The organism is Arthrobacter gengyunqii (genome assembly GCF_023022985.1).
Taxonomy (GTDB): Bacteria; Actinomycetota; Actinomycetes; order Actinomycetales; family Micrococcaceae; genus Arthrobacter_B; species Arthrobacter_B gengyunqii.
Window position 1 is genome coordinate 565,703 of sequence record NZ_CP095461.1, and the last position, 25,597, is coordinate 591,299.

Here is a 25,597-nt window from a genome sequence, read left to right on the forward strand (position 1 = left end):
AGTGTCCGGGTCGCCATACCTGTACACAGGCGAAGCCTGTCGCCCGTTTCCCCGCCATACCTGCGCACTGGATGAAGATCAGCGTGCTGCGAACCCGCATTTCCTACCACTGTGCACTTTTGGTCGTTAGTTCGTTGACTCAGGCAATCAACAGTCGTATCGTTGCCTGAGGCAAACAACAATCCCTCACCAGACAGGTGCTTCGTGGCAGTAAACCAGCGGTCAGCTGAAGAACTAACAACCCTGATTCACCGGCTGCAGCGGCAGCTCCGCTGCATTGCGCAGAAGATTGACGATCCGCAGGGGCCGGGCACCGCTATGCAGGGGGTGATGCGGGTCATTGGTGACCACGGCGAGATCCGCGCCACCGAATTGGCAGAGAAACTGGGCATCGGAACAGCCGGACTGAGCCGGCACCTCTCCGAGCTCGTCGCCATGGGGTACGTCTCGCGACGTCCCCATCCGGGCGACGGGCGGGCGCATCTGGTCAGCCTGACCACCGCAGGAACCCAGGCGGTTGCGGAAGAGATGCGCCGCCGCGGAGCCGTCCTGCAGCACATGTTGGAGGACTGGACCGAGGAAGAAGCCCGCTCAGCCAGTGAGTCCCTGACCAGACTCACGGACACACTGCAAACATCAATCCGCGCGATGAAGCCGGGTACCCACCCAATGCCCACCCCGGCAGGAGAAGACGCCAAGTGACAGAGTCGCAAAGAACCACCACCGCACAGAGTTCCAAACCCAGCCCCGCCAAGATCCGCAGGAACGGCAAACCTGCCCGCCAGGACCACGTTCCCGGGGAAATGAGCCACCGGCAGATCCTCCAGGCCCTGACCGGGCTGCTGGCGGCCCTGTTTACCGCCATGCTGAGCACCACCATCGTGGCCAACGCACTGCCGACCATCATGGCTGACCTGCACGGAACCCAGACGGATTTCGCCTGGGTGGTCACCGCGGCACTGCTGGCCAACGCCGTCTCCACACCCATCTGGGGCAAGCTGGCGGACCTGTTCAGCAAGAAGCTGCTGGTCCAGCTGAGCATCATCATCTTCGTGATCGGTTCGGTCATCGCGGGGCTGGCGGACAACATGACCGTCCTGCTCTCAGCCCGCGTAGTTCAGGGCCTGGGCATGGGTGGCCTCACCGCGCTGGTGCAGGCCGTCATCGGCTCCATCATTCCGCCGCGCGAACGCGGCCGCTACTCCGGCTACATGGGTGCGGTGATGGCCGTGGCCACGGCCGGCGGCCCGCTTCTCGGCGGTTTCATCGTGGACAGTCCGCTGGGCTGGCGCTGGACCTTCTTCCTCTGCGTCCCGCTGGCCGTGGTGGCGCTGTTCCTGCTCCAGATCACGCTGCGCCTGCCGCACACCCGCCGCAAGGTCAGCATTGACTGGCTCGGGTCGATCCTGCTGACCGCGGGTGTTTCGCTGCTGCTGATCTGGGTGTCGTTCGCCGGTAAGGCCGGCTACTACGAATGGATGTCCTGGCAGACCGCCGCGATGGTGGGAGGCGCCGTCGTGCTCCTGGCCCTGCTGGTCCTGGTGGAATCCAAGGTCCGCGAACCCATCATCCCGCTGAAGATCATCCGCCAGCGCACCACGGCGCTGTCCATCATTGCCTCGGTGGCCGTGGGCATCGCGATGTTCGGCTCCACCACCTTCCTCGGCCAGTATTTCCAGATCGCCCGCGGATTCAGTCCGACGGAAGCCGGGCTTCTGATGCTGCCGATGATTGCCGGCAACCTGGCCGGCTCCGTGGGATCCGGCCAGCTGATCAGCCGGTTCGGCAAGTGGAAGCGGTTCCTGATCGCCGGCACGATCATGGTCATTGCCGGCACCGGCTTGGCCGGAACCATGGACCACGAAACTGACATGCTGCTGGTCAGCCTGTACATCTTTGTCCTCGGCCTGGGCATGGGCCTGCTGATGCAGAACCTGGTGTTGGCCGTGCAGAACACTGTGCGGGTCTCCGAAGTCGGCTCGGCCAGCGCTTCCATCGCGTTCTTCCGCACCGTCGGCGGCGCCGTGGGTGTCTCCGTCCTGGGTGCAGTGATGTCCAGTTCCGTGAGCAGCCGGGCCGCTGACGGCCTGCGTGCCGCCAACATTCCGGTGGCCGACGGCGGAGCGGGCGACTCGCTCGACATCGGCGGTTTGCCGCCTGCCGTCCAGGGCATCTTCCGCGCAGCCTACGGTGATGCCACGGCCACGATTTTCCAGATTGCCGCCGTGGTTTCAGTGGTCGCGCTCATCGCGGTGCTGCTGATCAAGGAACAGGTACTGCGCCGCACACTGGACATCACCCCCACGGCCCAGGCACACGGAAATCCCGACCTGACCGGCGGCTCGGAAACGCTGAGCTCCGGATCGATGTCCGCAGGATCTGTCACCAAGGGGACCGACGACGGCGACGGCGGGCCGGGCGGACGCCCCACCGCCGGCGCCTCCAGAGGCGGGATCGGAAAGGACTGATCCGACCCGTCCTCGGCAGCATCCCGGCCCGGCCCTCCTCAGGGGCCGGGCCGGTGCTCGTTCGGGGCCATTGCACGGGGGAACTTTTCAGCTACTGCATGGTGAACCTGCGCGCCACCAGGTTGCCGGCGGCCGGGGCGCGGAGAATCCGTGCCAGGCCCGCATTCCGGGCGGCCAGCAGCCGCGGAGCCAGCGGACGGCCGAGGGCCATGTTCAGCTGCGCCTGCACGGAGGCGACCCGGGCAGCCCCGCGCCGCTCCCTCTCATAGGCTGCCAAGGACGTTCCGACGTCGCCTCCGCCCAGCGAGGCGGTGATGATGGGAGTCAGTGCTGCCGCGTCGAGCCACCCGAGATTCATGCCCTGGCCGCCGATCGGGCTGACCTCGTGGGCCGCGTCGCCAATGAGCACCGTGCGCCCGCGCACGAGGTTCCGGACCAGCCCCGTGCGTACCGCGAAGGCGCTGAGCATGGTGTTGGAGGCGGGATCGGGGCTGATGCCGGTGCGTTCCCCGATCGTGCGGGCCAGATCCGCTGCGGTAGCCGTAGGCATCAGCTGATCTGTATGGGCCACCCAGCGGCGGATTCCCCCGGGCAGGGGAAAGGACTCCACAATTCCGCCGGACTCCAGATACAGCACGGCCACGCTTCCGTCTCCGGTGCTGTCGGCAAAGTCGCCCATCAAATAGGTGTCCCGCAGGGCGCGGGTCCGGCAGGGAGTTCCGAGCAGTTGCCGGAGGCCGGACCGCGCACCGTCAGCCGCCACGATAATCCGTGCGGAAACTCCAAAATCCTCCGGGCTGCCCGTTCCCGAAGAACCGTCTGCGCCCCGGTCCGAGGTTCGGCCGCCGCTGATCCGGACCCGGCCGCCGTCGTCATGCAGGTCCGTGACCTTCACTCCGCGCACCAGGGCGCCGGGATCCAGCTCATGCAGGCGCGCTTCCAAAATGGCTTCCGTGCGCAGCTGCGGCAGAGTCAGCACATACGGAAACCGTTCGGAAGCGGCCGAAAAGTCCAGTGCCGCTACATGCTGGCCATTGCTGCGGGCCTCGCCGCGGCGGATTTGCACCCCTTCGCCGGTGATTGTTTCATCAACGCCGGCGGCGGCCAGTGCATCGAGTGACGGGGGATGGATGCCGATGGCACGCGAATGTGCCGACCGTTCCAGCCGCTGTTCCAAAACCTGCACGCTGACACCGGCCTGGGCCAGCAGCACACCCAGAAACACGCCAACGGGTCCACCGCCCACCACGGCCACATCAGTTTCCGGACGGGGAACAGCCCCGACGGCGGCAGATTGCGCCGGCGCCGTCACGGCTTCTCTCCGGACGGCGAGTGCATCAGCAGGTTTTGCCACGGCCGGTGCTGCACGCAGTTCCAGCCGGGGGGAGCGGCAGCGGCGAGTTCGTCCGCCGTGTAGCTGCGCCGAATGGAGGTCAGCCCATCCCGGCGGATGAAGCTGCCGGGGAAAAACGGCAGGGTGCCGGCGGAGAAAAGCGCATAACCCCAGCGGCTGCGTTCAATGTCGCTGTGCAGGCTGAGCGTGCTGCCCAGTTGCTCCGAGTCTGCCAGCAGGGAGCGGAACTGTTCGTCGGTGAGGTGGTGCAGGACATGATTGGAAATGACGACGTCGTATGTCCTGCCTTCCGCGACCAGCTCGGAGCTGAACGCCTGCCGGAAAGCCAAACCCGGAAGCGCCGGCTGCGATGAGGCAAACGCATGCGCCCGCTCGTCCGGATCAATCCCCGTAATCTCCACCTGCAGGCCGTCGCGCCGCGCCCAGCGTGCCAGCATCCGGGGAACATCGCCGCCGCCTGAGCCGATGTCCAGCAGCGTATTCACCCGCCCGGCGTCGAAGGAGGGACGCAGGTACCGGACATAGTTGCGCCGCCAGCCGGAGACCACGGCGTTGATCAACCAAAACTGGGCGTAGGTCCTCTGCAGCTTCTCCGGGTCACAATCGGGACGGTCCATTTCTTCCACGGCGCCGGTGTTCCGATCAGTGAGGGATCGAAGGCGCGGCGGAGTGATCCGCCTCGCCAACGGTCCCTGGGACAGTGCGCCCATGGAGGTTTCGGTGCTCACACGCCTGCCGGGGCGGGAACGGAGGGGATTCCTTCAGGCACGGTTCCTTCAGACCCGGTTCCTTCAGCCACCGTTTCCTGAACCGCATTTCCCTTCGCGGCACCGTCAGCCGCTGCAGGATCCGCCGGGCCGCCAACCCGGGTGAACAGACCGGTTTCCACGGTCAGTCCGGGACCGAAAGCCATGGAGCAGATGCGCTCATTTCCGCCGCGGAACGGCTGGTCCATGATGTGCTTGAGTACGAACATCACCGTTGCGCTGGACATGTTGCCCCAGTTCCGCAGGGTTTCGCGGGCCGGAACCAGCTGCTCCTCGGTGAGGTCCAGTTTGGCCTCCACCTTGTCCAGGATGCTGCGGCCGCCGGGATGGATGGCCCAGTGCTCGATGTCGCGGTAGGCCTGCCCGGCGAGGCTCGGGTCCCGGGCCAGCAGGGGTTCGAGGGCCCCGACAATGTGGTCGTCGATGATGTGCGGGACGTAGGTCCCCAACACCATTTCAAAGCCCTCATCACCGATGTTCCAGGCCATGGATTCCTCGCCCACCGGGGTCAGGATGGTTTCAAAATGGTCGAGCTGGATTCCCGGGGCGTTGCCCGGCAGGTCCCGGGCCGTGATCACGGCTGCGGCGGCGCCGTCCGCAAATAGGGACGAGCCCATGATGGTGTCCGGATCATTGGAGGTGCGCACATGCAGGGAGCACAGCTCGGCGCTGACAACGAGCACCACGGCCTCCGGATCCGCCTCGCAGAACGACTTTGCCGCCCGCATCGCGGGGAAGGCCGCGTAACAGCCCATGAAGCCCAAATGGAAACGCTGCACGGAGGGGTTTAAGCCAAGCGCCCGGACCACTTTGTAATCCGGTCCGGGGTTAAAGAATCCGGTGCAGGAAACAGTAATGACATGGGTGATGTCAGCAGGGGAGATGCCTTCACAGGCGTCGACGGCCTTGCGGGCGGATTCAATGAAGAGTTTGGTGGCCTCGGTGGCGAAGATATCGTTCCGGGTTTTGGTGCTGGGACTGAGCATATTGCCGGATTCGGCATCAAAGAATTTCGGATTCTCAGTCCGGTAGGACAGTGAAAGCTCAGCCAGGGCAGTGCGTCGGGTATCGATGGCAGCGGAGTTGAAGCAGGTGGTGACCAGCCTTTGTCCGAGCCTGGTGAGACCGGGTTGGGCGGCAAAGACATCACGTGCTTCGGTTTGTACCAGCACGGTGGGCGGGACAGCAATTTCCAGTGATCTTAGGGTAACCGTCATAGTCCATTCTTAGGGGAATGTTGCGCAGGACACAATGCCGGGGTCCGCAGCTTGCCTTTGACGGGGATTGGGTGTGAGGCGGCCTGCGGCCATATTCGTTACCTACGGCGTCGGCTTCGTGGCGTGGTCCATCGGCGGCATTGTCTTTGGGCACTTTTGGGACAAATTCGGGCGCAAGAAGCTGCTTCAGCGGTGAATGGGGCGTCGCCGTCCTTCCGGTGGCCGAGCTGTTCCCGACCCGCCAGTAACCATGCTCCGCGGAACCTGCTCTTGAACCCACCGGAGCCGGATGACATTCTGAGTCCGGCACCTGCGCACGCGGGTGCCGGATAAGCAAAGGAGCTTACAACCATGGCTGCAGTGGGATGGATCGGACTGGGAAACATGGGCGGCTACATGTCGGCCAACATGGTGAAGGCGGGGCACGCCGTCCGCGGCTACGACGTGAACCCTGCAGCGGTGGCCGCGGCGGAAGAACACGGGGTGGAAGCGGCGGGCAGCATCGCCGATGCGGTGGCCGGCGCCGACGTCGTCTTCACCATGCTGCCCAAAGGGGAGCATTCCCGTTCCGTCTATCTGGGGGATGACGGAGTCCTGGCACATGCCGACACCGGCACCCTGCTGGTCGATTCCTCCACCATTGACGTGGAATCCGCCCAGGCACTGCACGACGCCGCCGCTGCCGCCGGCTTCCGCTTTGTGGACGCACCGGTTTCGGGCGGCATCAGCGGCGCCGAAGCCGGGACACTGACCTTCATGGTGGGCGGTGAGGCCGGCCCGGTGCAGGAAGCAGCTGCCTTTATCGAACCGATGGCGGGGAATGTCATTCCCACCGGCGGAGCCACCACCGGCCAGGCTGCGAAGATCTGCAACAACCTGATGCTGTTCATCAACCTGGCGGCCACGTCTGAGGGTGCTGTCCTCGCCGACCGGCTGGGCCTGGACAAGCAGGTGTTCTGGGACATCGCATCTGTATCCTCCGGCGACAGCTGGGCGCTGCGCACCTGGTACCCCGTGCCGGGCGTGGTGGCGTCGGCCGCGTCCAACAATGACTTCGCCCCCACCTTCACGGCAGAACTGGCGAACAAGGACATCAACCTGGCGATCGCCGCTGCCCGGGACACCGGAACGCCCCTGGAGATCGGCGAGCACGTCCAGCAGCTCTTCCAGCGTCTGGTGGACGCCGGCCACGCAGGCAAGGACTGTTCCATGATCGTTTCTCTGGTGGACGGCAGCCTTGCCGAGGGGGACGCAGCCGAACCCGGGAACGGAGCGCAGATGTCCTCAGGCGGCAGGAGCTAGGCGTACGCGTAAGTGCTCCGCGGCCGGGTGGAGGAATACCACTGCCGGCACAGCAGGAAAATAATCACAATTTCCACCACGCCCCCGCCGTAGTACAGGACCAGGGCTCCTGCCTGGCCGTCGGCCGGCAGGACTCCCGGCGGGGGATCGGCGTAGAGCGTTTTGGCCAGGATGTTGTGGGCGGCAGCGGAGAGGATCAGGACGGCGGCGCGCAGCCGGAAACCGGCGCGGTGCGGCATCGGGTCCCGGCCCACCAGCACAGCGGTGTACAGATACCCCGCGGCGACCAGATGGAAGGTCACCAGCCAGTGAACCGGAGCCGATTCCTGCATGGCGGTGAAGAGGCCGGTCCGAAACATGAGCACCATGCCGCCGATGTTCAGGACCGCGGCCGTCACGGGGAAGGTCAGGACGCGCAGCGGGCGGCTGCGCAGCACCCCGGACAGCCGGCGGGCGGGCACGACGTCCAGGGTGCGCAGCGCCAGCGAGATGGGACGGGAGAGCACCAGCATTAGGGGCCCCAGCATTCCGGCCAGCAGGTGGGCGATGCCCAGAGCAGCGAAATCCTCGTGGCTGCGGGTCGCCAACGGATCCAGGACGGCGGCCAGGACAGCGGCGGTGCCAAAGGTGAACAGCACGGCACGGTGCAGCGGCCACTGCCGGGAGCGGGCGGACAACGTGCCCGCCCAATAAGCGGCAACGGCGGCGGCGGCCGGAATCAGGAACAGGAGTTCGACCCCGAATCCGCCGGCCTGGTGGTCGTGCACCGTCAGGCTCCGGCGCGGTCGCCGTCAGGCTTTGCGTGCCGGGTGCGGTACAGCAGCGCCGCTCCGGCAAGGATCATCGCGGCCGCACTCAGGTTCCACAGCAGGTCATACGGCAGCAGGGGGACGTTGTAACGAATTTGGTGCAGCTCCATGAGCTTGTGCTGCACGGTGCCGTCGTAGAGCTGAAAGGCACCTGTCCCCAGCAGGACAGCCCCCGCCCACCGGGACGGAATCAGGATGGCCCTTCGCCGAAGATCGGCGAAGAGGAACAATCCGGCAACCACGGCAAACCAGCCGAAGGCGTGGAACAGGCCATCGGAAAAGAGCCCGACGGCGGTGGTGGACTTGTCGTAAAAATGGTGCCACTGCAGCAGCTGGTGAAAGACGACTTCGTCAACGAATGCGGCAATACCAATACCGACCAGCACTCCGGAGAGGACATTGCGGCGGCGGGAACGGACAGGAGCTCTGGTGGGAGTGCTCATCCAGTGAAGATATCACCGGGCGCCCGGAGCGACGCAGTAGGGAACTGCCTCCACTGGCATTCCCGGGCTGCCGTGCGCCACCATGGGTGCCATGTGGATGGGCATCATTGAATTCGACCTGCTGCTGGGAGACGTGCACTCATTGAAAGGAAAACGGTCAGTGATTCGGCCGATTCTGGCGGAGGTGCGGCGCAAATTCGATGTGTCCGCTGCCGAGACCGGGAACCCGGAGCTGCACCGGCGGGCCGAACTTGGCGTGGGACTGGTGGCCGCAGACGGCGCCCACATCGCGGAGGTGCTTGACGCCGTCGAACGACTGGTCGCAGCGCGGCCGGAAGTGGAACTCCTCAGTGCGCGGCGGCGGGTGTTCAGTTCCGAGGATTGGTAGGGAGGGGAGCATCATGGGCAGGTTGACCATCTTGGCATTGCGCGTGGTGCTGGCCGGAACCGTGTTCTCTCCAGCGGCTTTCCGCTACGTCGACGTCGTGATCGGCGCCGTGGGCATGGGTGCGCTGCTGATGTTCGGACTGGGGGCGGTCCTCGCTCCGGGAGAGGACGTTGCCCCCGGCGTCGTCCTCCTCATCGGCGGAATGGGCGTAGCCATTGCCGGGGTGGCGCTGATCGTCCTGGTGCTGCGGATGCTGCTGGCCCGCGCCGTCGCCACAGATGTTGAGGCATCTGCGCTGCGTACCCGAAGAGGCGGAGCAAGGTGATCGCTTGGTCCTTCAGATGCCCCTCGTGCGCGAATAGTTGACCAATCCCGCAGGTGGTAGGGAACAATTGGGCGGGTGAGTCTTCCCCCGGTACAGCCCAAGAATGCAGCAGCCGCCTCAACACCGCGACCCGAGCGGGCCGCAGACCGGTCCGATACGGCCGGAGAGCAGGTCACCAACCGCGTGTGCGCGCAGATCGCCGCCGAGCTGGGGGTGACGCCCTGGCAGGTACGTGCCGCCGTGGATCTTTTGGACAGCGGCGCCACGGTTCCCTTTATTGCCCGTTACCGCAAAGAGGTCACCGGAACCCTGGACGACGCCCAGCTGCGCGAACTCGACGAGCGGCTGCGGTACCTGCGGGAGCTGGAGGACCGGCGGCAATCCGTCCGCGACGCTATTGAGAGCCAGGGCAAGCTGACCCCGGAGCTCCGAGCAGCCATCGATGCCGCGGACACCAAGTCCCGCCTCGAGGACATCTACCTGCCGTATAAAACCAAGCGCCGGACCAAAGCACAGATCGCACGCGAAGCCGGGTTGGAACCGCTGGCCGAGGCGCTGCTGGCCAACCCGTCCCTGGTGCCGGAACGCGCCGCCGCCCGGTTTGTGAACGACGTCGTACCGGACACGGCGGAAGCGCTCGCCGGCGCGCGCGCCATCCTGATTGAGCGGGCGGGCCAGGATGCCGATTTGCTCACCGGGCAACGCGAGCGGCTGTGGAAGCAGGGCAAGATGCGCTCGCAGGTGAAGAAGGGCAAGGAAGCGGAAGGCCAGAAGTTTGCCGACTATTTCGCGTTTACCGGCTCGCCCTCGAGCATGCCTTCACACCGGGTGCTGGCCCTGCTGCGCGGTGAGAAGGAAGGCATTCTTGAACTCGAGCTCATGGAGGCCGGTCCGGCTGATGCCTCCGCTCTGGCTGCAGCTCGGCAAAAATATGAGCGGGCAGTGGCCGCGAGCCTGGGCATCGCGGACCGTGGACGGCCGGCCGACGCCTGGCTGCAGCAGACCGTGCAACTTGCCTGGCGGCGCATCCTGGCCAAGCTTTCAGCGGACCTCCGCGTCCGGCTGTTCTCCGCCGCCGAAGCCGAAGCGGTCCGCGTGTTCGCAGCGAACCTGCGCGATGTCCTGCTGGCCGCACCCGCAGGAAACCGTCCCACGCTGGGGCTGGATCCGGGGCTGCGCACCGGCGTGAAGGTTGCGGTCGTGGACGGCACCGGGCAGCCGGTGGCCACCGACACCATCTATCCGCATGCCCCGGCGCGCAAGTGGGACGAGGCCCTGTCCCGGCTGGCTGAGCTGGTGAAGACGCACGGGGTGGAGTTGATTGCGATTGGCAACGGCACCGCGTCGCGTGAAACCGACAAACTGGCCACCGAACTGATCAAGCTGATGCCTCAGGCAGGCCTGCAAAAGCTCGTGGTCTCGGAAGCCGGAGCCTCCGTCTATTCTGCATCCGCCCTTGCAACGGCTGAGCTGCCGGGGATGGATGTTTCCCTTCGCGGTGCCGTGTCGATTGCCCGCCGGCTTCAGGATCCGCTGGCGGAACTGGTGAAAATCGATCCGAAGTCGATCGGCGTCGGCCAGTATCAGCACGACGTCAGTGCCGCCAAGCTGGAACGGTCCCTGGACGCGGTGATCGAGGACTGCGTCACCGCGGTGGGTGTTGATGTGAACACTGCCTCACCGGCGCTGCTGACCCGGGTGGCCGGCGTCGGCCCGCTGCTCAGCGAGAACATTGTAGCCTACCGGAATGAAAACGGGCCTTTTGCCCGCCGCGCGGATCTGAAGAAGGTGCCCCGGCTGGGAGCGAAGGCGTTTGAACAGTGCGCTGGCTTCCTGCGGGTCACCGCCGGGACCGAACCGCTGGACGCCTCCAGCGTTCATCCGGAGTCCTACGGGATTGCACGCCGGATCCTCGCTGCAGCCGGGAGCACCATGAGCCCGGCCGGCGCCTCGCTGGAAAACCTGACCCCGTCATCCTTTGTGGATGATTCGGTGGGGCTGCCCACGATCCTGGATATCGTGGCGGAGCTGCGCAAACCCGGCCGTGATCCCCGTCCGGAGTTCCGCACGGCCACCTTCTCCGAAGGTGTGGAGAAGATCTCCGACCTCCGTCCGGGCATGGTGCTGGACGGCGTGGTGACCAATGTGGCTGCGTTCGGCGCCTTCGTGGACGTGGGAGTCCATCAGGACGGGCTGGTGCACATTTCCGCAATGTCCTCCACCTTCATCTCCGATCCGCACGACGTCGTGAAGTCCGGACAGGTGGTCAAGGTCAAGGTGCTGGAAGCCGATCCGGAACGCAAACGCATTTCGCTGACGCTTCGCCTGGACGACGACGACGCCGCTGCCGCCGCCCGCGAGCCCAAGGCTCTGCGGGAGCGCGTCTCGAAGACCCGCACCGAGTCCCCAACAGGCGGGGGCGGCAAGGGCTCTGCACCCCAGCGCACCGGGAAGGCGGGCATCCCCGCCCCGCGAGGCAACCGCCGCCCGCCGGTTCCGGTACCGGCACAGGCACAGGGGCCGATGGCTGATGCGCTGCGCCGGGCCGGGCTGGTTTAGCCGGGCCCGGCTGGCAGGCTAAACCGGCAGGGCTGGCAGGCTAAACCGGCCTAACCGTCAGAGGACTCCGGCTCGGTCAGAGCATCTTCCGGGGCGGTGCCGCCGGCGTCCGGATCCTCAGGGTCTTTCCCGGAATGGCCGGCGGGAACTGTTCCGCCGGGGGAAGTGCCCTGCGCTTCCCGGATGTTGCCGGCCGGGCGCTTGGCCTGACCGGGCCGGCGCGGGTCGCCCGCGGGCTCGGGCTGCGGTGCACTCGGTCCCAGGGGATCTTCCTCGGCGTTGGCGGGTCCGGTGGGTTCGGTGGTCATGCCGCTGCCAGCTTTCCGAGCATCGAAGTTTCCAGGTTTTCCAGCAGGTCCCGCGGGTTCTCGAAGACCTCGGTGGCACCGGCGTCGCGCAGTTCCGCTTCACTGGTTCCGCCGCAGAGCAGCCCGATGGTGGGGATCTTCAGCTCTGCCGCCGCTTTCACGTCCCACACCGAGTCGCCCACGAAGATCGTTTCTTCAGCGGTGAGGGAGGAGCTGTCCAAGGCTGACTGCAGGATATCGGGGGAAGGCTTGGATTCCTCGGCGTCGGCCGAGCTCGTGGCCGCAGCGATCGCTGAATCGGCGTCGATCACGGTGCGCAGGACTTCCAACTCCGGTCCTGACGCTGAAGACGCCAGCACAACGGTCAGATCCTTGTCCGCGCAGGCCAGCAACAGGTCCCGGGCACCGTCGAAGGAGCGAAGCGCCGGCCACCACGTGGAGAAAATGGCTCCGTGGGTCGCGTCCAGCTTTTCGTCCTGGTCCTTGTCCCGATCCTCGCCCAGAAGATGTTCCACCAACTTGTCACCGCCCATTCCGATCGCCCGGTGTACGGCGGACATCGGAACGTCCAGGTCCATCCGGCGGAAGGCCTGCCACCAGGCAACGGCGTGCAGGTAGTTCGAATCCACCAGGGTTCCGTCAACGTCGAAAAGGACGCCGCGCTTGGCGGTGCTGTTCCGGGCCATGTCTGTCCTGCCTTCGATTGGGGTCTGAAAGCGTCCGGGAGGGAACGGGTTCTCGCGGGCTCAGGTTCGATTCTAGTGACCGGAGGTGCCGCGCGGTCCAAGGAATGCCGCGAGTTGTTCTTCCAAAACGCTGAGGTCCCTTAATTCACACTCCCAAACCGTCAGGGACTCCCACCCGGCTGCGGCAAGAGCTTCCACTGCCGCAGCGTCCCGCAGAGCGGTCCGGCGCCGCTTTTCAGCCCAGAACTCACTGTTGTTCTGCGGCGCATGCTGGCCGGCACGGCAACTGTGCAGGTGCCAGAAGCAACCGTTGACGAAGATGACCTTGCGGCGGGCGGCGAACACCAAATCCGGTTTTCCCGGCAGCAGTTTCCCACCCGCGGCGCCGTGCAGCCGGAAACGGTAGCCTGCTGCGTGCAGCAGGCGGCGGACCAGGAGCTCAGGCTTGGTGTTCTTGCTCCGGATGCGGGACATATTCCGGCTGCGCTGATCAACGGTCACGATATCGGCCATGGCTCCAGTTTAGGCAGGCGCACGCTTTCGGCCGGGTGGAAACCGTCATTCGGAAACCGTCGTTCAGCAACCGGTACAGCCCAGTGCCCTAGCCACCGTCGGCTGTGTCCGCCTACGTTTGCAGGTAGATCTGAACACGCGGAAGGCTGGTCTATGGCATCGATTCGAATACTTGGTACGGGGGGCACGATCGCTTCGCGCAGCGCCGGGCCCGGCGGGTTGGTGGCCGAAGACCGAACGGACGATCTGATCCGCACGTTGTCCCGCCGTCACACCGTCACGGTGCGGGACATCATGGTGAGCGGGAGCTATCTGCTGCAGCTCTCTGACCTTCGGACCATAGCCCAAGCTGCACGGAATGCCGTGTTGGACTCCACCGTGGACGGCGTCGTCATCACCCACGGCACCGACACGATGGAGGAGACGGCTTTCCTGCTGGATTTGGTCCATGGCTCACCCAAGCCGGTGGTGTTTACCGGTTCCCGCCGTCCGGCCGATGCTGCAGCGCCTGACGGTCCGCAGAACCTTGAGGAAGCGGTGGAAGCCGCAGCTTCGCCGGAATTGCGCGGCACCGGAGTGTTGGTTTCCTTTGCCGGGAAGATCCGTTCGGCCCGTGGACTGTTTCTGGCCAGCACCGTGGCAGCAGACCCCTTTGCCGGAGGGACCGAGGTGGCCCATTTCATCGGGGACAGCCTGCATGTGACTGCCAGGCCGCTCCGGCCCTCTCCGATGCGCATGCCGAGCGAAGAATTCGACCAGGCCCGAGTCAGCATCATTGACTGCGCTCTTGGCACCGACACCGGCCTGTTCACGTATGCCGTTCATGCCGGTGCGGATGCCGTTGTCCTTGCCGGCACCGGGCTGGGCAATGCCGGCCCGGGTTTTGTCGAGGCAGTCCAGGACGCTGTGCGCGGGGGATGCTTTGTGGTCCTGAGCTCGCGGGTGCCTTTCGGTCCAGTTGTCCCCACGTACGGCGCCGGCGGCGGGGTGGACCTGGTGCGGGCCGGCGCGATTCCCTCGGGAGACCTCAAACCTTCGCAGGCACGCATTCTTGCGGCACTGCTCACCTCCCAGCCTGCCACTCCCGAACAGATCCATCGCGTCCTCACGGCTGCTCCCGGAAGGCAAGGCGGTCAGTCTGGATAACAAAGATAACGAAGAGGTTGCGGCCTTACCTGTTTGGCAAATGGGTGGTCCCACAACCCCTAAGCTGGCTTACTATTAGGGGCATAGTTGATACCCCTTACAAGGAGGTAAGTGATGTCGGGCTACTTTAAGCTGGTCGACGCCCACGACGGCGCGTTCCGGATCAAGCTCATTTCCGGTGATGGCGCGCTGATGGCAGTGTCAGCGATGTTCCCCACCAAGCAGGCGGCCGTGGCCGGAATTGAACTGATGCGGGAGATCGCAGGCACGGGACCGGTGGTGGACCACAGCCACGATGCGGACCTGCTTGGCGAGGCCAGCAGCAATGATGGACGGGCAAAAGCGTCCTGACCGGGGCGCCACCGCAACAGATTTGAGGAAGGCCTGAGGTTCCCCGCGGAACCTCAGGCCTTCTTCATGAGACAGACGTGACGTGGACGGGCTCAATGTTGCCGGGCGGTATGCCCGCTGCCGCCGCTACTTCTTGTCGGCGTCGTCTCCTTCGGCTGCATCTTGGGCGTGCTGGCGCTGTCCAGTGGAATCAGCGACTGACGTGTCTCCCTCGGACGGAGCCTCGTTGTGGGTGCGGTCCGAGTCTTCGCCGGTTGTGGGGTTTTCCTTCTCGGCCATGGTTTTCTCTCTTCAGGTTGGGGTGGGCTCCGGATTTTTGGAAAAGCAGCCCATACGGCCAAGTCTAGGAAGCGGTGGTCCGGGCAGAAAGAGGCAACCGTCAAGTGACCGGTCCGGCGGAGCAGAGCCGCCGCCGTCGGCCGGGCTGGCAGGCAAATATCGGTCCTAGCCAGAGGGTGAAACTGCCGGTACCGTGAACCGGATGCAGCCAAGCACAGACGCGGACGTCATTGTTGTGGGATCCGGACTGGCGGGATTGACGGCAACCGCCGAGCTGATCGATGCCGGCCGCTCCGTCATCCTCCTGGAGCAGGAGGGGGAGGCAAGCCTCGGCGGCCAGGCGTGGTGGTCCTTTGGGGGGCTGTTCATGGTGGATACGCCCGAACAGCGCAGGCTGCGGGTGAAGGACTCCGTGGACTTGGCGTGGCAAGACTGGCTCGGAACGGCGGGCTTTGACCGGCCGGAAGACTACTGGCCACGACGCTGGGCCGAGGCCTACGTCCACTTCGCGGCGGGCGAGAAACGCGCGTGGCTGCACCAGATGGGTCACCGCGTCTTTCCGGTGGTCGGCTGGGCGGAGCGCGGCGGATACGGTGCCAACGGCCCGGGAAACTCCGTACCGCGCTTCCACATCACCTGGGGCACCGGCCCGGGCATCACCGCGCCCTTTGAAGCGAAGGTGCGCGACGGCGTTGCCCGCGGCCTGGTGCGGCTGGCCTTCCGTCACCGGATGGAGGAACTGACGGTGAGCGGCGGCGTCGTCACCGGGGTGCGCGGCAGTGTGCTGGAACCGACGACGGCGGTCCGCGGCGCGGTCACCAGCCGCATCCCGGTCGGGGAGTTCGAGTTTACGGCCGGCGCCGTCGTGGTCACGACCGGCGGAATCGGCGGCGACCATGCCCTGGTGCGGGCGGCGTGGCCGGAGCAGCTGGGGACGGCTCCGGCCACGATGCTCAGCGGCGTGCCCGAGCACGTGGATGGCCGCGGCATCACCGCTAGTGCCGCGGCCGGCGCCCGGGTCATCAACCCGGACCGGATGTGGCACTACGTGGAGGGCATCAGGAACTGGAACCCGGTGTGGGCCAACCACGGCATCCGGATCCTGCCCGGGCCGTCCTCGCTCTGGCTGGACGCCGCCGGGCACCGGCTTCCGGTGCCCCTGTTTCCCGGCTTTGACACTCTCGGCACCCTGGAGCACCTGCGCACCACCGGCTACGACTACAGCTGGTTTATCCTCAACAAAGCGATCATCCGCAAGGAGTTTGCACTCTCCGGGTCAGAGCAGAATCCGGACCTGACCGGTAAGTCCGTGCGTGATGTGCTGGGCCGTGCCACGGCCGGTGTGCCCGGGCCGGTGCAGAAGTTCCTGGACCACGGCGAGGACTTCATTACCGCCGGCTCGGTGGAGGAGCTGGTAGCGGGCATGAACGCACTGGCGAAGGACTCCACCAACGGAGCTGCTCCGGTACTCTCCGCTGAGGCGATCCGCAGCGAGCTGGAAGCCCGGGACCGGGAAATCGCCAACCCCTTCAGCAAGGACAGCCAGGTTACGGCCATCCGCGGGGCACGGAACTATTTGGGGGACCGGCTCATTCGAACGGCGTCTCCGCATCCGATCCTGGATCCCAAGGACGGTCCGCTCATTGCGGTACGGCTGTCGGTGCTGACCCGCAAAACCCTCGGCGGTCTGGAAACGGATCTGGACTCACGCGTGTTGGGACTGGACGGAAATCCCGTTCCCGGCCTCTTCGCTGCCGGTGAAGCAGCTGGTTTTGGCGGCGGCGGCATGCACGGCTACCGGTCCCTGGAAGGAACGTTCCTGGGCGGTTGCCTGTTCAGCGGCCGGGCGGCCGGACGCGCCGCGGGACGGTAGCCATCATGTGGTCCGTGGCAGCGGGACATATCTGGCCCCTCCCTGACCGACCCAGCCAAAGCTGTAACCCACGCTGACCTCCGGCGCGGGTTCCTGCCCGTCCGGCAGCAGCCCTGAACCGTCAGAAACGCTGCCGGCAGGATCCTCGCCGCCGGCCCCCAGCAGGCTCCTCGTCAACGCCTCACCCTGGCCCATGAGTTCCTGGACCGCTGCGGCCAAATGCTGGTCCCCGGGCTCCTCGCCGGCGTCCACGGCGGCCAGTACTGCACGGCGCACGAGCTCCCGGGCGAAGGACGCGGTGGCACCCTCGGACTGCTCCGCAGCAGCCCGCAGGGCATCCTCGGAAAACACTCCGGCCGGCGCGTAGAGCTCCAGCAGCCGCACCCGGTTCCCGACGTCGGGCAGCGGAATTTCGACGGCGAGGTCCACCCGCCCGGGACGCTGCACGAGTGCCCGTTCCAGGGCCTCTGCCCGGTTGGTGGTCATGAGGAAAACGACGTCGGCGTCGGCGTCCAGCCCGTCCAGGGCGTCCAAGACTTCAAAGAGCAGGGGCTGGGGTCCGTGGCCCATGTTCCGGTCCTCGGCCACCAGGTCAATATCCTCGAGAATCACCATGGACGGCGCCATGGCACGCGCCAGGCGTGCCGCTTCTCCCACCGCGTGCAGCGAGCTACCGGCCAGAAGCACCGCCGTCGTTCCGGCACTGGCGCTGAGCAGGTGGCGGACGGCGTGGGTTTTGCCGGTGCCGGGCGGACCGTAGAGCAGGACACCGCGCTTCAAATGCTGTCCGTGCTTCCGCAGTGTCTCGCGGTTTGCTGCGATGCCCAGGACATGCCGGCCCACCCGGTCCAGAACGCCGTCGGGCAGAATCACTTCATCTGCGGGCAATGAGGGGCGGTGCAGGAACGTGACACCGGCACCCTGCTGGCCGTAAGGGTCAAAGGCGAAGGACACCACCTGTCCGCGCAGAATACTGTTGGTCCGCAGATCCTCCTGGATCGCCGCCAGGAACCGGGCAGCCGCTTCCCGCTCCGGGGCCAGCACGGCAATGTCCGTTCCGTTGCGTCCATACTGCGGGTTGGCTGCGCGCTGCAGCACCGCCAGCGGGGACCCCTCGTAGACAAAGAGCCGCAGCCCCAGCGCCACCACTTCACGGGTACTGTCCGGTCCGACGGCGAGATTCACGAAATCCGGTTGGCCCACGCTTACCGGACCGTACTCCTGCTGCACGAGGTCCGACAGGGATAGGTGGTGACGCTGCTGCCCACCGCCCACACCGATCAGCCGTGCCTGCGGATCCTGCCCGGAGATCTTCTCGACGGCGATGTCCAGATCCGCGAAACGATGGACCGGAAAATCCTGGGCCAGGATGGGAAGGTCAGAGGCGGACATGCCGAGGTGGGCGGTCAGTACGTCCAAGAGACGGACACGTCCCGGAGTTTCGTCCCGGTGCGCCTGTGCCAGATCGATGGCACGGTTGAAGTTGCGGAGGAATTCCCCCAGTTTTTCATCCATGCGGCAAGAGCCTAACAGCAGACGAAAGCCTGGCAGCAGACGAAAACGGCGCCTCCCGGGTGGGGAAGCGCCGTCGTCGTTTTGCGGTGGGGACTGAGCCTCAGCCCACCAGCTCCGCCAGTGCCGAGTATGAGGACTGCGCACCTTCGCGGGTGGCGGCCAGTGCACCGGCTCGGGCCGCGAAGGTTGCCGCCTGCACCAGCGAATCCCCGGCAGCAAGCCGTGCAGCGGTGGCTGCGGTGAACGCATCGCCGCAGCCGGTGGTGTCCACCGCGGTGACACGGGTGGGTGCCACGGAGACCACGCGATCCGTTCCCTGGGCTGTGCCGTCCAGCACGACGGCACCGTCCCCGCCGAGCGTGATGATGGTGCGCCGCACGCCGAGCCGTCCCAGGACAGCGATGACCGCTTCCCAATCGGAGGCGGGATCCGCGAGACCCGTGACCAGCGCCGCTTCGTGGGTGTTGAGCAGCAGGACGTCGGTAAGCGCGAGCAGTTCGGCCGGAACCTCCCGGTACGGGGAGAGGTTCAGCAGGACCTGCGCGCCGGCGTCGTGCCCTGCGCGCGCCGCAGCGGTGACCGCGTCCAGCGGAACCTCAAGGCTCAGCGTAAGGACGGCTGCGTCGTCGAACAGGTTCTCCGGCAGCTCAGCGCCGGTGACGGTGCCGTTGGCGCCCGGGGAAACGATGATGGTGTTTTCCCCGGCGGCGTCCACCACAATCATGGCCGTGCCGGTTGCCGTGTCCGTGCGGCGCAGGACGCGGGAGGCGTCAACGCCGGCAGCGGCCGCGGCCTTCAGCAGCAGATCCCCGTGTCCGTCGGCTCCCACGGCGCCGAACAGTCGAACATCGGCACCCAGGATGGCCGCCGCAGCAGCCTGGTTGGCGCTCTTTCCGCCGGGGACAATGACCAGTTCCGAGCCGTTGAGGGTTTCCCCGGGCTGCGGGAAACGGTCGGTGCGGACAGTCAGGTCAGCATTGAGCGACCCTACAACTACAACTTTTCCGGCGGACATGCGGGAAATTCTCCTTTGGTGGAGGGGATCAGGCGGATGGATAGGTGGGCTGGCTGACGGGCGGGCTAACGGGCGGCAGGCTCGGTGTCCGCGCCCACTTCAGCGTCGACGGGCTTGGGGATCAGGAAGGACGTGGCCAGAGCCAGTACCAGGATGATCAAACCGGCAATCAGGCCGCCGTAGTAACCCTCCGTCCCCGATCCGTCTGCCGAGGTGGTGGCGGTCTTCACAGCGTAGATCACGGCGAAGCTGAGCCCGGCGCCCAGGTTGAACGCACCGGCGTTCAAGCCCGGCAGGAAACCGGGGTTCTCCTTGGGGGAGAGCACAATGCCCAAGCCGTTGAGCATGATGTTGCCGATGCCGGCGTAGGTGATGCCGATCAGCACCGAAACGCCCAGCAGTCCCAGTTTGGAATCGCTGCCGACGACCAGGAGCATCAGGGCCAGGGCCATCACGGAGCCGATCATGCCGATCCGCAGCATCTTGCCGTATCCCCAAGTGGCCGCGAGGCGGCCGGCGATCGGGCCCATAACCAGCCCGGCAATGGCGTACGGGGTGAGGGTCCACCAAGCGGATTCCTCGGCGCCCAGGCCAAAGCCAACGACGCCGTCCTGCGCCAGGGCGGGAATGATGCCGTTCATGATGGCGAAGACGCCGGTCATGGTCAGCAGCGTGGTCAGCAGCAGCGCCCAAGTGGAACGCTGTTTGAGCAGGTGGGTGGCCACCAGCGGCTGCGCCGTCCGGTTTTCAACCTTCCAGAAAACGATGAACGCGATGGCGGAGATGACTATCAGGCCAATCACGAGCGGCCAGTTGGCGTCCGCCAGCTTACCGGCCTCGTTGAAGGCGGTCAGCAGGGTGCCCACGGAGATCACCAGGGGAACAACGCCCACCCAGTCCATCTTTTCCTTCTTCTCGGCCCGGGATTCCGGCGCCAGGAACAGCAGGAGGGCGGTGGCTACGGCGCCCACGGCGGCCATGGCCCAGAACACCGACGCGAAGCCGTGGTTTTCGGCCAGGTAGCCGCCGGCAATCGCGTCAACGCCGGCGATGCCGCCGTTGACGGCAGTGATGACACCCATCAGGGTGCCGTAGAGCTTGGCGTCGCGGATTTCCACGCGCAGCATGATCAGGGTCAGGGGCACCACGGGACCGGAAACACCCTGGATCAGGCGGGCGATGAACAGGACCTCGATGGTCGGGGCCAGTGCAGCCACCACGGAGCCGATGGTGAGGACCACCAGCATGCCGGCCAGGACCTTCTTGCGGCCGATGATGTCACCGAGCCGGGGGAGGAACAGGGAGAACAGGGCTGCCGCGGTAAAGAACGCCGTCTGGGTCAGGCCCACAGCTGCGGAGGTGGTGTTCAGCTCCTCCTCGATCTTCACCAGGGCGGGGGAGAGCATGGAGGCGTTGAGCTGGAAGGCCACGCAGGCAGCCAGCAGGGCCGTCATCAGGGCGGCCACATTGACGCGGCGCTGGGTTGTTGCGGTCACAGGTCTACCTCACCAATTCGCTCCAGAGCGTCGACAACCAGGTCCCAGAACTTCTGGTGATCCAGGTCAACAGCCACGGAGGTGTTGCAGTCATCGGGCGCCGGTGCACGGAAATCCGCCACCGTCATGCCCAGGGTCAGGGTGCCGGTCAGTTCGACATCCAGCGGAACACGCCGAGTGGTCATGACCGAGGGGTCGATGACGTAGGCGACGGCGCAGGGGTCATGGACGGGCGGGAAATCAAAACCCTGATTGTCCCTATAAGCCTGACCGAAGAATTCGAGGAGTTCCCCGACAAACTTGGCCGGCTTGGTGCCCACCGCGGCGATGCGGTTGGCAACCTCGTCCGTGGCCAGAGCCTGATGCGTGAGGTCCAGTCCGACCATGGTCAGCGGCCACTTTTCGTTGAAGACGATGTGTGCGGCTTCCGGATCAATCTTGATGTTGAACTCTGCCACTGCAGACCAGTTGCCTACGTGATAGCCGCCGCCCATCAGGACAACTTCCTTCACACGCTCGGCAAGGCGCGGTTCCTTGCGGACGGCCAGCGCAATGTTGGTCAGCCCGCCGGTGGGAACCAGAGTGACGGTGCCGGGTTCATGGGACATGACAGTGTCGATGATCAGGTCGACGGCGTGCCGCGGGTCCAGCTCGATGGTGGGCTCGGGCAGCTCGGGGCCGTCCATGCCGGATTCCCCGTGAATGTCCGGAGCGGTTTCGATGGTGCGGACCAGGGGCCGGGGACTGCCTGCCGCGAAGGGAACACCTGTGATATTTGCAACACGGGCAATTGCCAGCGCGTTGCGGGTCACCTTCTCCAAGGTCTGGTTTCCGACGACGGTGGTCACCGCCAGAAGCTCGATCTCCGGGCTGCCGTGTGCCAGCAGCAGGGCGACCGCATCATCATGGCCAGGATCGCAGTCCAGGATGATTTTGTGGGGCATTGCATCTCCGCTTCGTTGAGGTTCTCGCTGGGACCGGGGTCCCCGTGGTGCAGTGCCCCGCCTGGGCGGTCCGTTCAGCAGGCGCGGCGAAGCGGTGCGGGCGGAGGCCACGGCGGAGTGCGGCGCGTTGTGGAACGGGTTCGGGCGGTGGCCGGAAAACCGTTCAAAGGGCAGCACTTTCCCCCGAGGGGAGGGGGCACTGCATTAAAGATATCGGCGATTTTCGGCCTCTATTTCCTGATGCTGCTCTCCCCTCCCACCGCAGCCTCCGCCGATTTGCCTGCGGTCCGGGCAGGCCCTAATCTGTGCGCTGCGGCTCTTAGCGGAGCGCAGGTTCAGCGTCGGTGCGCCGTTCTGATTCTGCGGCTTCTTCAGGGGCGGCGTCTCCTTCAGCATCTCCCGGTTTGGGGATCAGGAAGGAGGAGGCCAAAGCGAGTACCAGGATGACCAGGCCGGCGATGATGCCGCCGTAGTAGCCCTCGGTACCCGATCCGTCCGCCGCGGTCGTGGCGGTTTTAGCCGCATAAATCACGGCGAAGCTCAGGCCGGCGCCCAGGTTGAACGCACCGGCGTTCAGTCCCGGCAGGAAGCCCGGGTTCTCCTTGGGGGACAGCATCACGCCCAGACCGCTGAGCATGACGTTGCCGATGCCCGCGTAGGTGATGCCGATCAGCACCGAGACGCCCAGCAGGCCCAGCTTGGAATCGCTGCCGACAACCGGAAGCATCAGGGCCAGCGCGATGACAGAACCGATTGTGCCGATGCGCAGCACCTTCGCATAGCCCCAGCTGCCCGCAAGGCGGCCGGCGAAGGGGCCGATAACCAATCCGGCGAGGGCATAGGGAGTAATGGTCCACCAGGCGGAGTCCTCGGCGCCCATGCCGAAGCCAATGACGCCGTCCTGCGCCAGGGCGGGAATGATGCCGTTCATGACGGCAAAGACGCCGGTCATGGTCAGCACGGTGGTCAGCAGCAGCGCCCAGGTGGAACGCTGCTTCAGCAGACGGGTGGCTATCAGCGGCTGCTCGGTGCGGTTCTCAACCTTCCAGAACGCGGTGAAGGCGACTCCGGAAACGATGATCAGTCCGATCACGAGGGGCCAGTTGGCGGCTCCCAGCTTGCCGGCCTCGTTGAAAGCGGTGAGCAGGGTGCCCACCGAGATCACCAGGGGAACAACACCTGCCCAGTCCATCTTTGCCTTTGTCGGCGCTGACGATTCCGGGACGACCAGGATGACCAGGACAGCGGCAAGGACCCCAACGGCGGCCATGGTCCAGAAGATTGAGGCGAAGCCGTAATTCTGCGCCAGGTAACCGCCGGCAATTGCGTCAACGCCGGCAATGCCCCCGTTGACCGCGGCGATGACGCCCATCAAGGTGCCATAGAGCTTTGGTTCGCGGATTTCCACCCGCAGCATGATCATGGACAGCGCTACCGTGGGTCCGGAGACGCCCTGGATCAGCCGTGCGAGGAACAGCACTTCGATGCTTGGGGCCAGCGCGGCAAGCACGGAGCCGATGGTAAGAACCACCAGCATGCCGCCCAGGACCTTCTTGCGGCCGATGATGTCACCGAGGCGGGGAAGGAAAAGTGAGAAGAGCGCTGCTGCGGTGAAGAACGCGGTTTGGGTCAGGGCTACGGCCGCTGAGGTGGTGTTCAGTTCTTCTTCGATGGTGAACAGTGCGGGGGAGAGCATGGAGGCGTTCAGTTGGAACGCCATGCAGGCGGTCAGCAGCGCCGTCATCAGCGCTGCAACGTTGACGCGGCGTTTGGTTGTTTCACTCACAGGTGTATTACGTCAATTCATTTCGGGGGGATCTTAACCGTGTCTCGGAACCTCGAAGGGGTTCGGTACCGCTTAACGATATCCGCGTTCGGGCACGGGTTTACCGCCGGACGGCCGTACGCGGCCCCCGGCAAGGAATAACGGCGGACCTGCAGGGGTTGCAGGAGGCAAGACTAAGTAGATGCAAAAGCATGAACTAGAGGAGGTCGCCGGTATGGCGGATCGCAGAATCGTAGTCGTGACGGCGGGTTTGGGTGTTCCCTCGTCCAGCCGCATGCTTGCCGACCAGTTGGGGGAGGCTGCCCGCCGGGCGCTGGAAACTTCCGGTGGCTCCGCGTCGGTGAGCACCTTCGAACTGCGGGAATTCGCCGTGGATATCGCCAACAACATGGTGACCGGCTACGCGCCGCCGAAGTTGGAGGCGCTCATCAATGAAGTGGTGGCCGCAGATGCTCTGGTGGCGGTGACGCCAGTCTTCACTGCGTCCATGAGCGGGCTGTTCAAATCGTTTTTCGATGTGATCGACAACACCGCCCTGGACGGAAAACCCGTGATCCTGGGTGCCACGGGCGGCAGTTCGCGGCATTCCCTGGTGCTGGACTTCGCGATGCGCCCCATGTTCAGCTATCTGCGGACCAAACCCACGCCGACGGCGGTCTATGCGGCCCCGGAGGACTGGGGCTCAGCCGGTGATGTCGCGGCCAGACCCGCCGGCACCGCTGCACTGGATACACGGGTGCGCCGTGCGGCCTCCGAGCTCGCCGCCTTATTGGGAACCCCGGGAACCCAGGGAACCCAGGAAGCGCAGCGGCCCGCGGAGCGTCCGGATCCCATGGCTTCGCTGCCGTTTGAGCAGTTGCTCGCCCAAACCCGACGGGGATAGGGCACCTCTTCTAACGGTGTCCGGCCCGAACTAAACTCGACGAAAGCCGTCCAGACCGGGTCGGCCTATCTGGGTCCGATTACCGGAGCCCAGCCCCCGGGGACCTGCCACTGTGCCGGGAACCTCACCAGCCGCAGGAGCCGTATATGGCGAAGCATGCTGAATCCGAGTCCTCCGCCGGTTCATCCAGGAGACTGTCCGCCGTCCGCGGAGATCCGGTGCCCACGGACGATCCGTTTACACCCACCGCGCCTGCCCCCTCCATCGCCATCCTTCCGGCTCCCACGGCCGAGCTGGTTTCAGCAGTTGCCGAGGGCGGAGGGGTTGTCGAGCCTTTGTCGGACACCACCGCCGGTATTGTGCTGGCGGACGTCGTCGGACCAGAGGATGTGGAGCGGGCGGTGGTGGGGCGCGCGAACATCCGCTGGGCCCAGTTGCCTCTGGCCGGCGTGGATCAGTACGACGAGGTGATGCGGGCCCACCGGGACGTCGAGTGGACCAGCGGAAAGGGCGCCTTCCGGCAACCGGTGGGGGAGTTCGCCCTTACCCTGACCCTTGCCCTCCTGCGCAGCGTTCCGGTTTTTGCGCGGGCTCATACCTGGGGTCCCCCACGGGGTACCTCGCTGCACAACCGCCGCGTGGTGCTGGTGGGTGCCGGCGGTGTGGGGGAGGAAATCCTGCGGCTCCTGAGTGCCTTTACTGAGCACGTCACTGTGGTCCGGGCGCATGACCGTCCGGTCCCGGGAGCCGAACGAACGGTCACCGATACGGGATTGGATGATGCCCTGAAAACGGCCGACGTCGTGATCCTGGCCGCTGCCATGACGAAGGGAACCAAGCATCTGATGGACGCCCGGCGGTTGGCGCTCCTGAAGGACGACGCCTTCCTCATCAATGTTGCCCGCGGCCCGTTGGTGGATACGGAAGCCCTGGTGCAGACGCTTGCCGCGGGCAAACTGGCCGGCGCTGCCCTGGACGTCACGGATCCCCAACCGCTGCCGGACGGGCATCCACTGTGGTCCGAGCCAAGGGTCCTTCTCACGCCTCACACCGCCGAGACCCCGGACATGGTGGCGCCGCTGCTGGCCGGCCGTGTGCGCGACAACGTGCGCCGGCTCGCTGCGGATCAGCCGCTGGACGGCGTCGTGGACGTTGACGCGGGGTACTGAC

The 25,597-nt window shown here is 65.7% G+C and carries 25 protein-coding genes and 1 pseudogene; 12 read left to right on the forward strand and 14 right to left on the reverse strand.

The genetic code is table 11. The features are described 5' to 3' along the window. The first annotated feature begins 204 nt into the window (after positions 1-204). Together MUG94_RS02675 and MUG94_RS02680 are read left to right on the forward strand one after the other, a co-directional pair. On the forward strand, positions 205-702 hold the full coding sequence (locus MUG94_RS02675) for a MarR family winged helix-turn-helix transcriptional regulator (RefSeq protein WP_227909006.1): 498 nt from the start codon (positions 205-207) through the stop codon (positions 700-702). 101 nt (positions 703-803) lie between these two features. After that, positions 804-2,465: pseudogene (locus MUG94_RS02680) on the forward strand (MDR family MFS transporter); the annotation flags it as partial. Positions 2,466-2,559: 94 nt separating this feature from the next. Here MUG94_RS02680 and MUG94_RS02685 read toward each other — a convergent pair. The 3 genes from MUG94_RS02685 to MUG94_RS02695 form a co-directional block, all read right to left on the reverse strand. Further along, positions 2,560-3,822, reverse strand: coding sequence for an FAD-dependent oxidoreductase (locus MUG94_RS02685; protein WP_247098829.1), 1,263 nt, complete (start codon positions 3,820-3,822; stop codon positions 2,560-2,562). After that, the gene (locus tag MUG94_RS02690) at positions 3,777-4,439 is read right to left on the reverse strand and encodes a class I SAM-dependent methyltransferase (protein ID WP_231705324.1); all 663 of its coding nucleotides are present in this window, start codon (positions 4,437-4,439) and stop codon (positions 3,777-3,779) included. The genes MUG94_RS02685 and MUG94_RS02690 overlap by 46 nt, the downstream gene beginning before the upstream one ends. A 107-nt stretch (positions 4,440-4,546) precedes the next feature. Further along, positions 4,547-5,806, reverse strand: a complete 1,260-nt coding sequence (locus tag MUG94_RS02695; RefSeq protein WP_227909003.1) for a type III polyketide synthase — start codon at positions 5,804-5,806, stop codon at positions 4,547-4,549. A 73-nt stretch (positions 5,807-5,879) separates the two neighbouring features. On the opposite strand from MUG94_RS02695, the gene MUG94_RS17180 reads away from it, so the two are divergent. Continuing rightward, positions 5,880-6,002: a hypothetical protein gene (locus tag MUG94_RS17180; protein WP_269438507.1), complete on the forward strand. Its 123-nt coding sequence runs from the start codon at positions 5,880-5,882 to the stop codon at positions 6,000-6,002. A gap of 155 nt (positions 6,003-6,157) precedes the next feature. Next, a complete protein-coding gene (gene mmsB, locus MUG94_RS02700; RefSeq protein ID WP_227909002.1) occupies positions 6,158-7,108 on the forward strand; it encodes a 3-hydroxyisobutyrate dehydrogenase in 951 nt (316 codons plus the stop codon). Here mmsB and MUG94_RS02705 read toward each other — a convergent pair. After that, a complete protein-coding gene (locus MUG94_RS02705) occupies positions 7,105-7,875 on the reverse strand; it encodes a cytochrome c oxidase assembly protein (protein ID WP_227909001.1) in 771 nt (256 codons plus the stop codon). The genes mmsB and MUG94_RS02705 overlap by 4 nt on opposite strands. 2 nt (positions 7,876-7,877) lie before the next feature. After that, positions 7,878-8,360, reverse strand: a complete 483-nt coding sequence (locus MUG94_RS02710) for a DUF2243 domain-containing protein (RefSeq protein WP_227909000.1) — start codon at positions 8,358-8,360, stop codon at positions 7,878-7,880. A gap of 91 nt (positions 8,361-8,451) precedes the next feature. Between MUG94_RS02710 and MUG94_RS02715 the strand changes: the two genes are divergently transcribed. The 3 genes from MUG94_RS02715 (at position 8,452) to MUG94_RS02725 (ending at position 11,632) form a co-directional block, all read left to right on the forward strand. Further along, complete coding sequence (locus MUG94_RS02715) at positions 8,452-8,748, forward strand: DUF503 domain-containing protein (protein WP_227892695.1); 297 nt, start codon at positions 8,452-8,454, stop codon at positions 8,746-8,748. Between the two features lie 13 nt (positions 8,749-8,761). Continuing rightward, complete coding sequence (locus MUG94_RS02720; RefSeq protein WP_227908999.1) at positions 8,762-9,073, forward strand: DUF2975 domain-containing protein; 312 nt, start codon at positions 8,762-8,764, stop codon at positions 9,071-9,073. A gap of 183 nt (positions 9,074-9,256) precedes the next feature. Then, entirely contained in the window at positions 9,257-11,632 is a 2,376-nt protein-coding gene (locus tag MUG94_RS02725) for a Tex family protein (RefSeq protein WP_227909036.1), read from the forward strand. Positions 11,633-11,682: 50 nt separating this feature from the next. On the opposite strand, the gene MUG94_RS02730 is transcribed toward MUG94_RS02725, so the two are convergent. From MUG94_RS02730 to MUG94_RS02740, 3 genes are all read right to left on the reverse strand, one after another. Beyond that, positions 11,683-11,940: a hypothetical protein gene (locus MUG94_RS02730; RefSeq protein WP_227908998.1), complete on the reverse strand. Its 258-nt coding sequence runs from the start codon at positions 11,938-11,940 to the stop codon at positions 11,683-11,685. Then, the gene (locus MUG94_RS02735) at positions 11,937-12,626 is read right to left on the reverse strand and encodes an HAD family hydrolase (protein ID WP_227892646.1); all 690 of its coding nucleotides are present in this window, start codon (positions 12,624-12,626) and stop codon (positions 11,937-11,939) included. The genes MUG94_RS02730 and MUG94_RS02735 overlap by 4 nt, the downstream gene beginning before the upstream one ends. A gap of 72 nt (positions 12,627-12,698) precedes the next feature. Beyond that, the gene (locus tag MUG94_RS02740) at positions 12,699-13,139 is read right to left on the reverse strand and encodes a very short patch repair endonuclease (protein WP_227908997.1); all 441 of its coding nucleotides are present in this window, start codon (positions 13,137-13,139) and stop codon (positions 12,699-12,701) included. Positions 13,140-13,292: 153 nt separating this feature from the next. Here MUG94_RS02740 and MUG94_RS02745 point away from each other — a divergent pair, with 153 nt between their 5' ends. Then, entirely contained in the window at positions 13,293-14,285 is a 993-nt protein-coding gene (locus MUG94_RS02745) for an asparaginase (protein WP_227908996.1), read from the forward strand. Between the two features lie 114 nt (positions 14,286-14,399). Continuing rightward, positions 14,400-14,636, forward strand: a complete 237-nt coding sequence (locus MUG94_RS02750) for a YegP family protein (protein WP_227892649.1) — start codon at positions 14,400-14,402, stop codon at positions 14,634-14,636. Between the two features lie 126 nt (positions 14,637-14,762). On the opposite strand, the gene MUG94_RS02755 is transcribed toward MUG94_RS02750, so the two are convergent. Next, positions 14,763-14,915: a hypothetical protein gene (locus tag MUG94_RS02755; protein ID WP_227892650.1), complete on the reverse strand. Its 153-nt coding sequence runs from the start codon at positions 14,913-14,915 to the stop codon at positions 14,763-14,765. Between the two features lie 202 nt (positions 14,916-15,117). Between MUG94_RS02755 and MUG94_RS02760 the strand changes: the two genes are divergently transcribed. Next, the gene (locus MUG94_RS02760; RefSeq protein WP_227908995.1) at positions 15,118-16,788 is read left to right on the forward strand and encodes an FAD-binding dehydrogenase; all 1,671 of its coding nucleotides are present in this window, start codon (positions 15,118-15,120) and stop codon (positions 16,786-16,788) included. 3 nt (positions 16,789-16,791) lie between these two features. Here the strand turns inward: MUG94_RS02760 and MUG94_RS02765 are convergent, their stop codons facing one another. The 5 genes from MUG94_RS02765 to uriT (MUG94_RS02785) form a co-directional block, all read right to left on the reverse strand. Further along, the gene (locus MUG94_RS02765; protein WP_227908994.1) at positions 16,792-18,303 is read right to left on the reverse strand and encodes an AAA family ATPase; all 1,512 of its coding nucleotides are present in this window, start codon (positions 18,301-18,303) and stop codon (positions 16,792-16,794) included. Positions 18,304-18,403: 100 nt separating this feature from the next. After that, entirely contained in the window at positions 18,404-19,318 is a 915-nt protein-coding gene (locus MUG94_RS02770) for a ribokinase (RefSeq protein ID WP_227908993.1), read from the reverse strand. 65 nt (positions 19,319-19,383) lie between these two features. Next, positions 19,384-20,814 carry a uridine transporter UriT gene (gene uriT / locus MUG94_RS02775; RefSeq protein ID WP_423724446.1) on the reverse strand — a complete coding sequence of 477 codons (1,431 nt, stop codon included), beginning with the start codon at positions 20,812-20,814 and terminating at the stop codon, positions 19,384-19,386. Next, complete coding sequence (uriH, locus tag MUG94_RS02780) at positions 20,811-21,758, reverse strand: uridine-preferring nucleoside hydrolase UriH (protein ID WP_227908992.1); 948 nt, start codon at positions 21,756-21,758, stop codon at positions 20,811-20,813. The genes uriT (MUG94_RS02775) and uriH overlap by 4 nt, the downstream gene beginning before the upstream one ends. Before the next feature lie 319 nt (positions 21,759-22,077). Continuing rightward, a complete protein-coding gene (gene uriT / locus MUG94_RS02785; protein ID WP_247098830.1) occupies positions 22,078-23,544 on the reverse strand; it encodes a uridine transporter UriT in 1,467 nt (488 codons plus the stop codon). A gap of 214 nt (positions 23,545-23,758) precedes the next feature. Between uriT (MUG94_RS02785) and MUG94_RS02790 the strand changes: the two genes are divergently transcribed. Further along, complete coding sequence (locus MUG94_RS02790) at positions 23,759-24,427, forward strand: CE1759 family FMN reductase (RefSeq protein WP_227908991.1); 669 nt, start codon at positions 23,759-23,761, stop codon at positions 24,425-24,427. 146 nt (positions 24,428-24,573) lie between these two features. Next, positions 24,574-25,596: an NAD(P)-dependent oxidoreductase gene (locus MUG94_RS02795; RefSeq protein WP_227908990.1), complete on the forward strand. Its 1,023-nt coding sequence runs from the start codon at positions 24,574-24,576 to the stop codon at positions 25,594-25,596. Position 25,597: the final 1 nt, after the last annotated feature.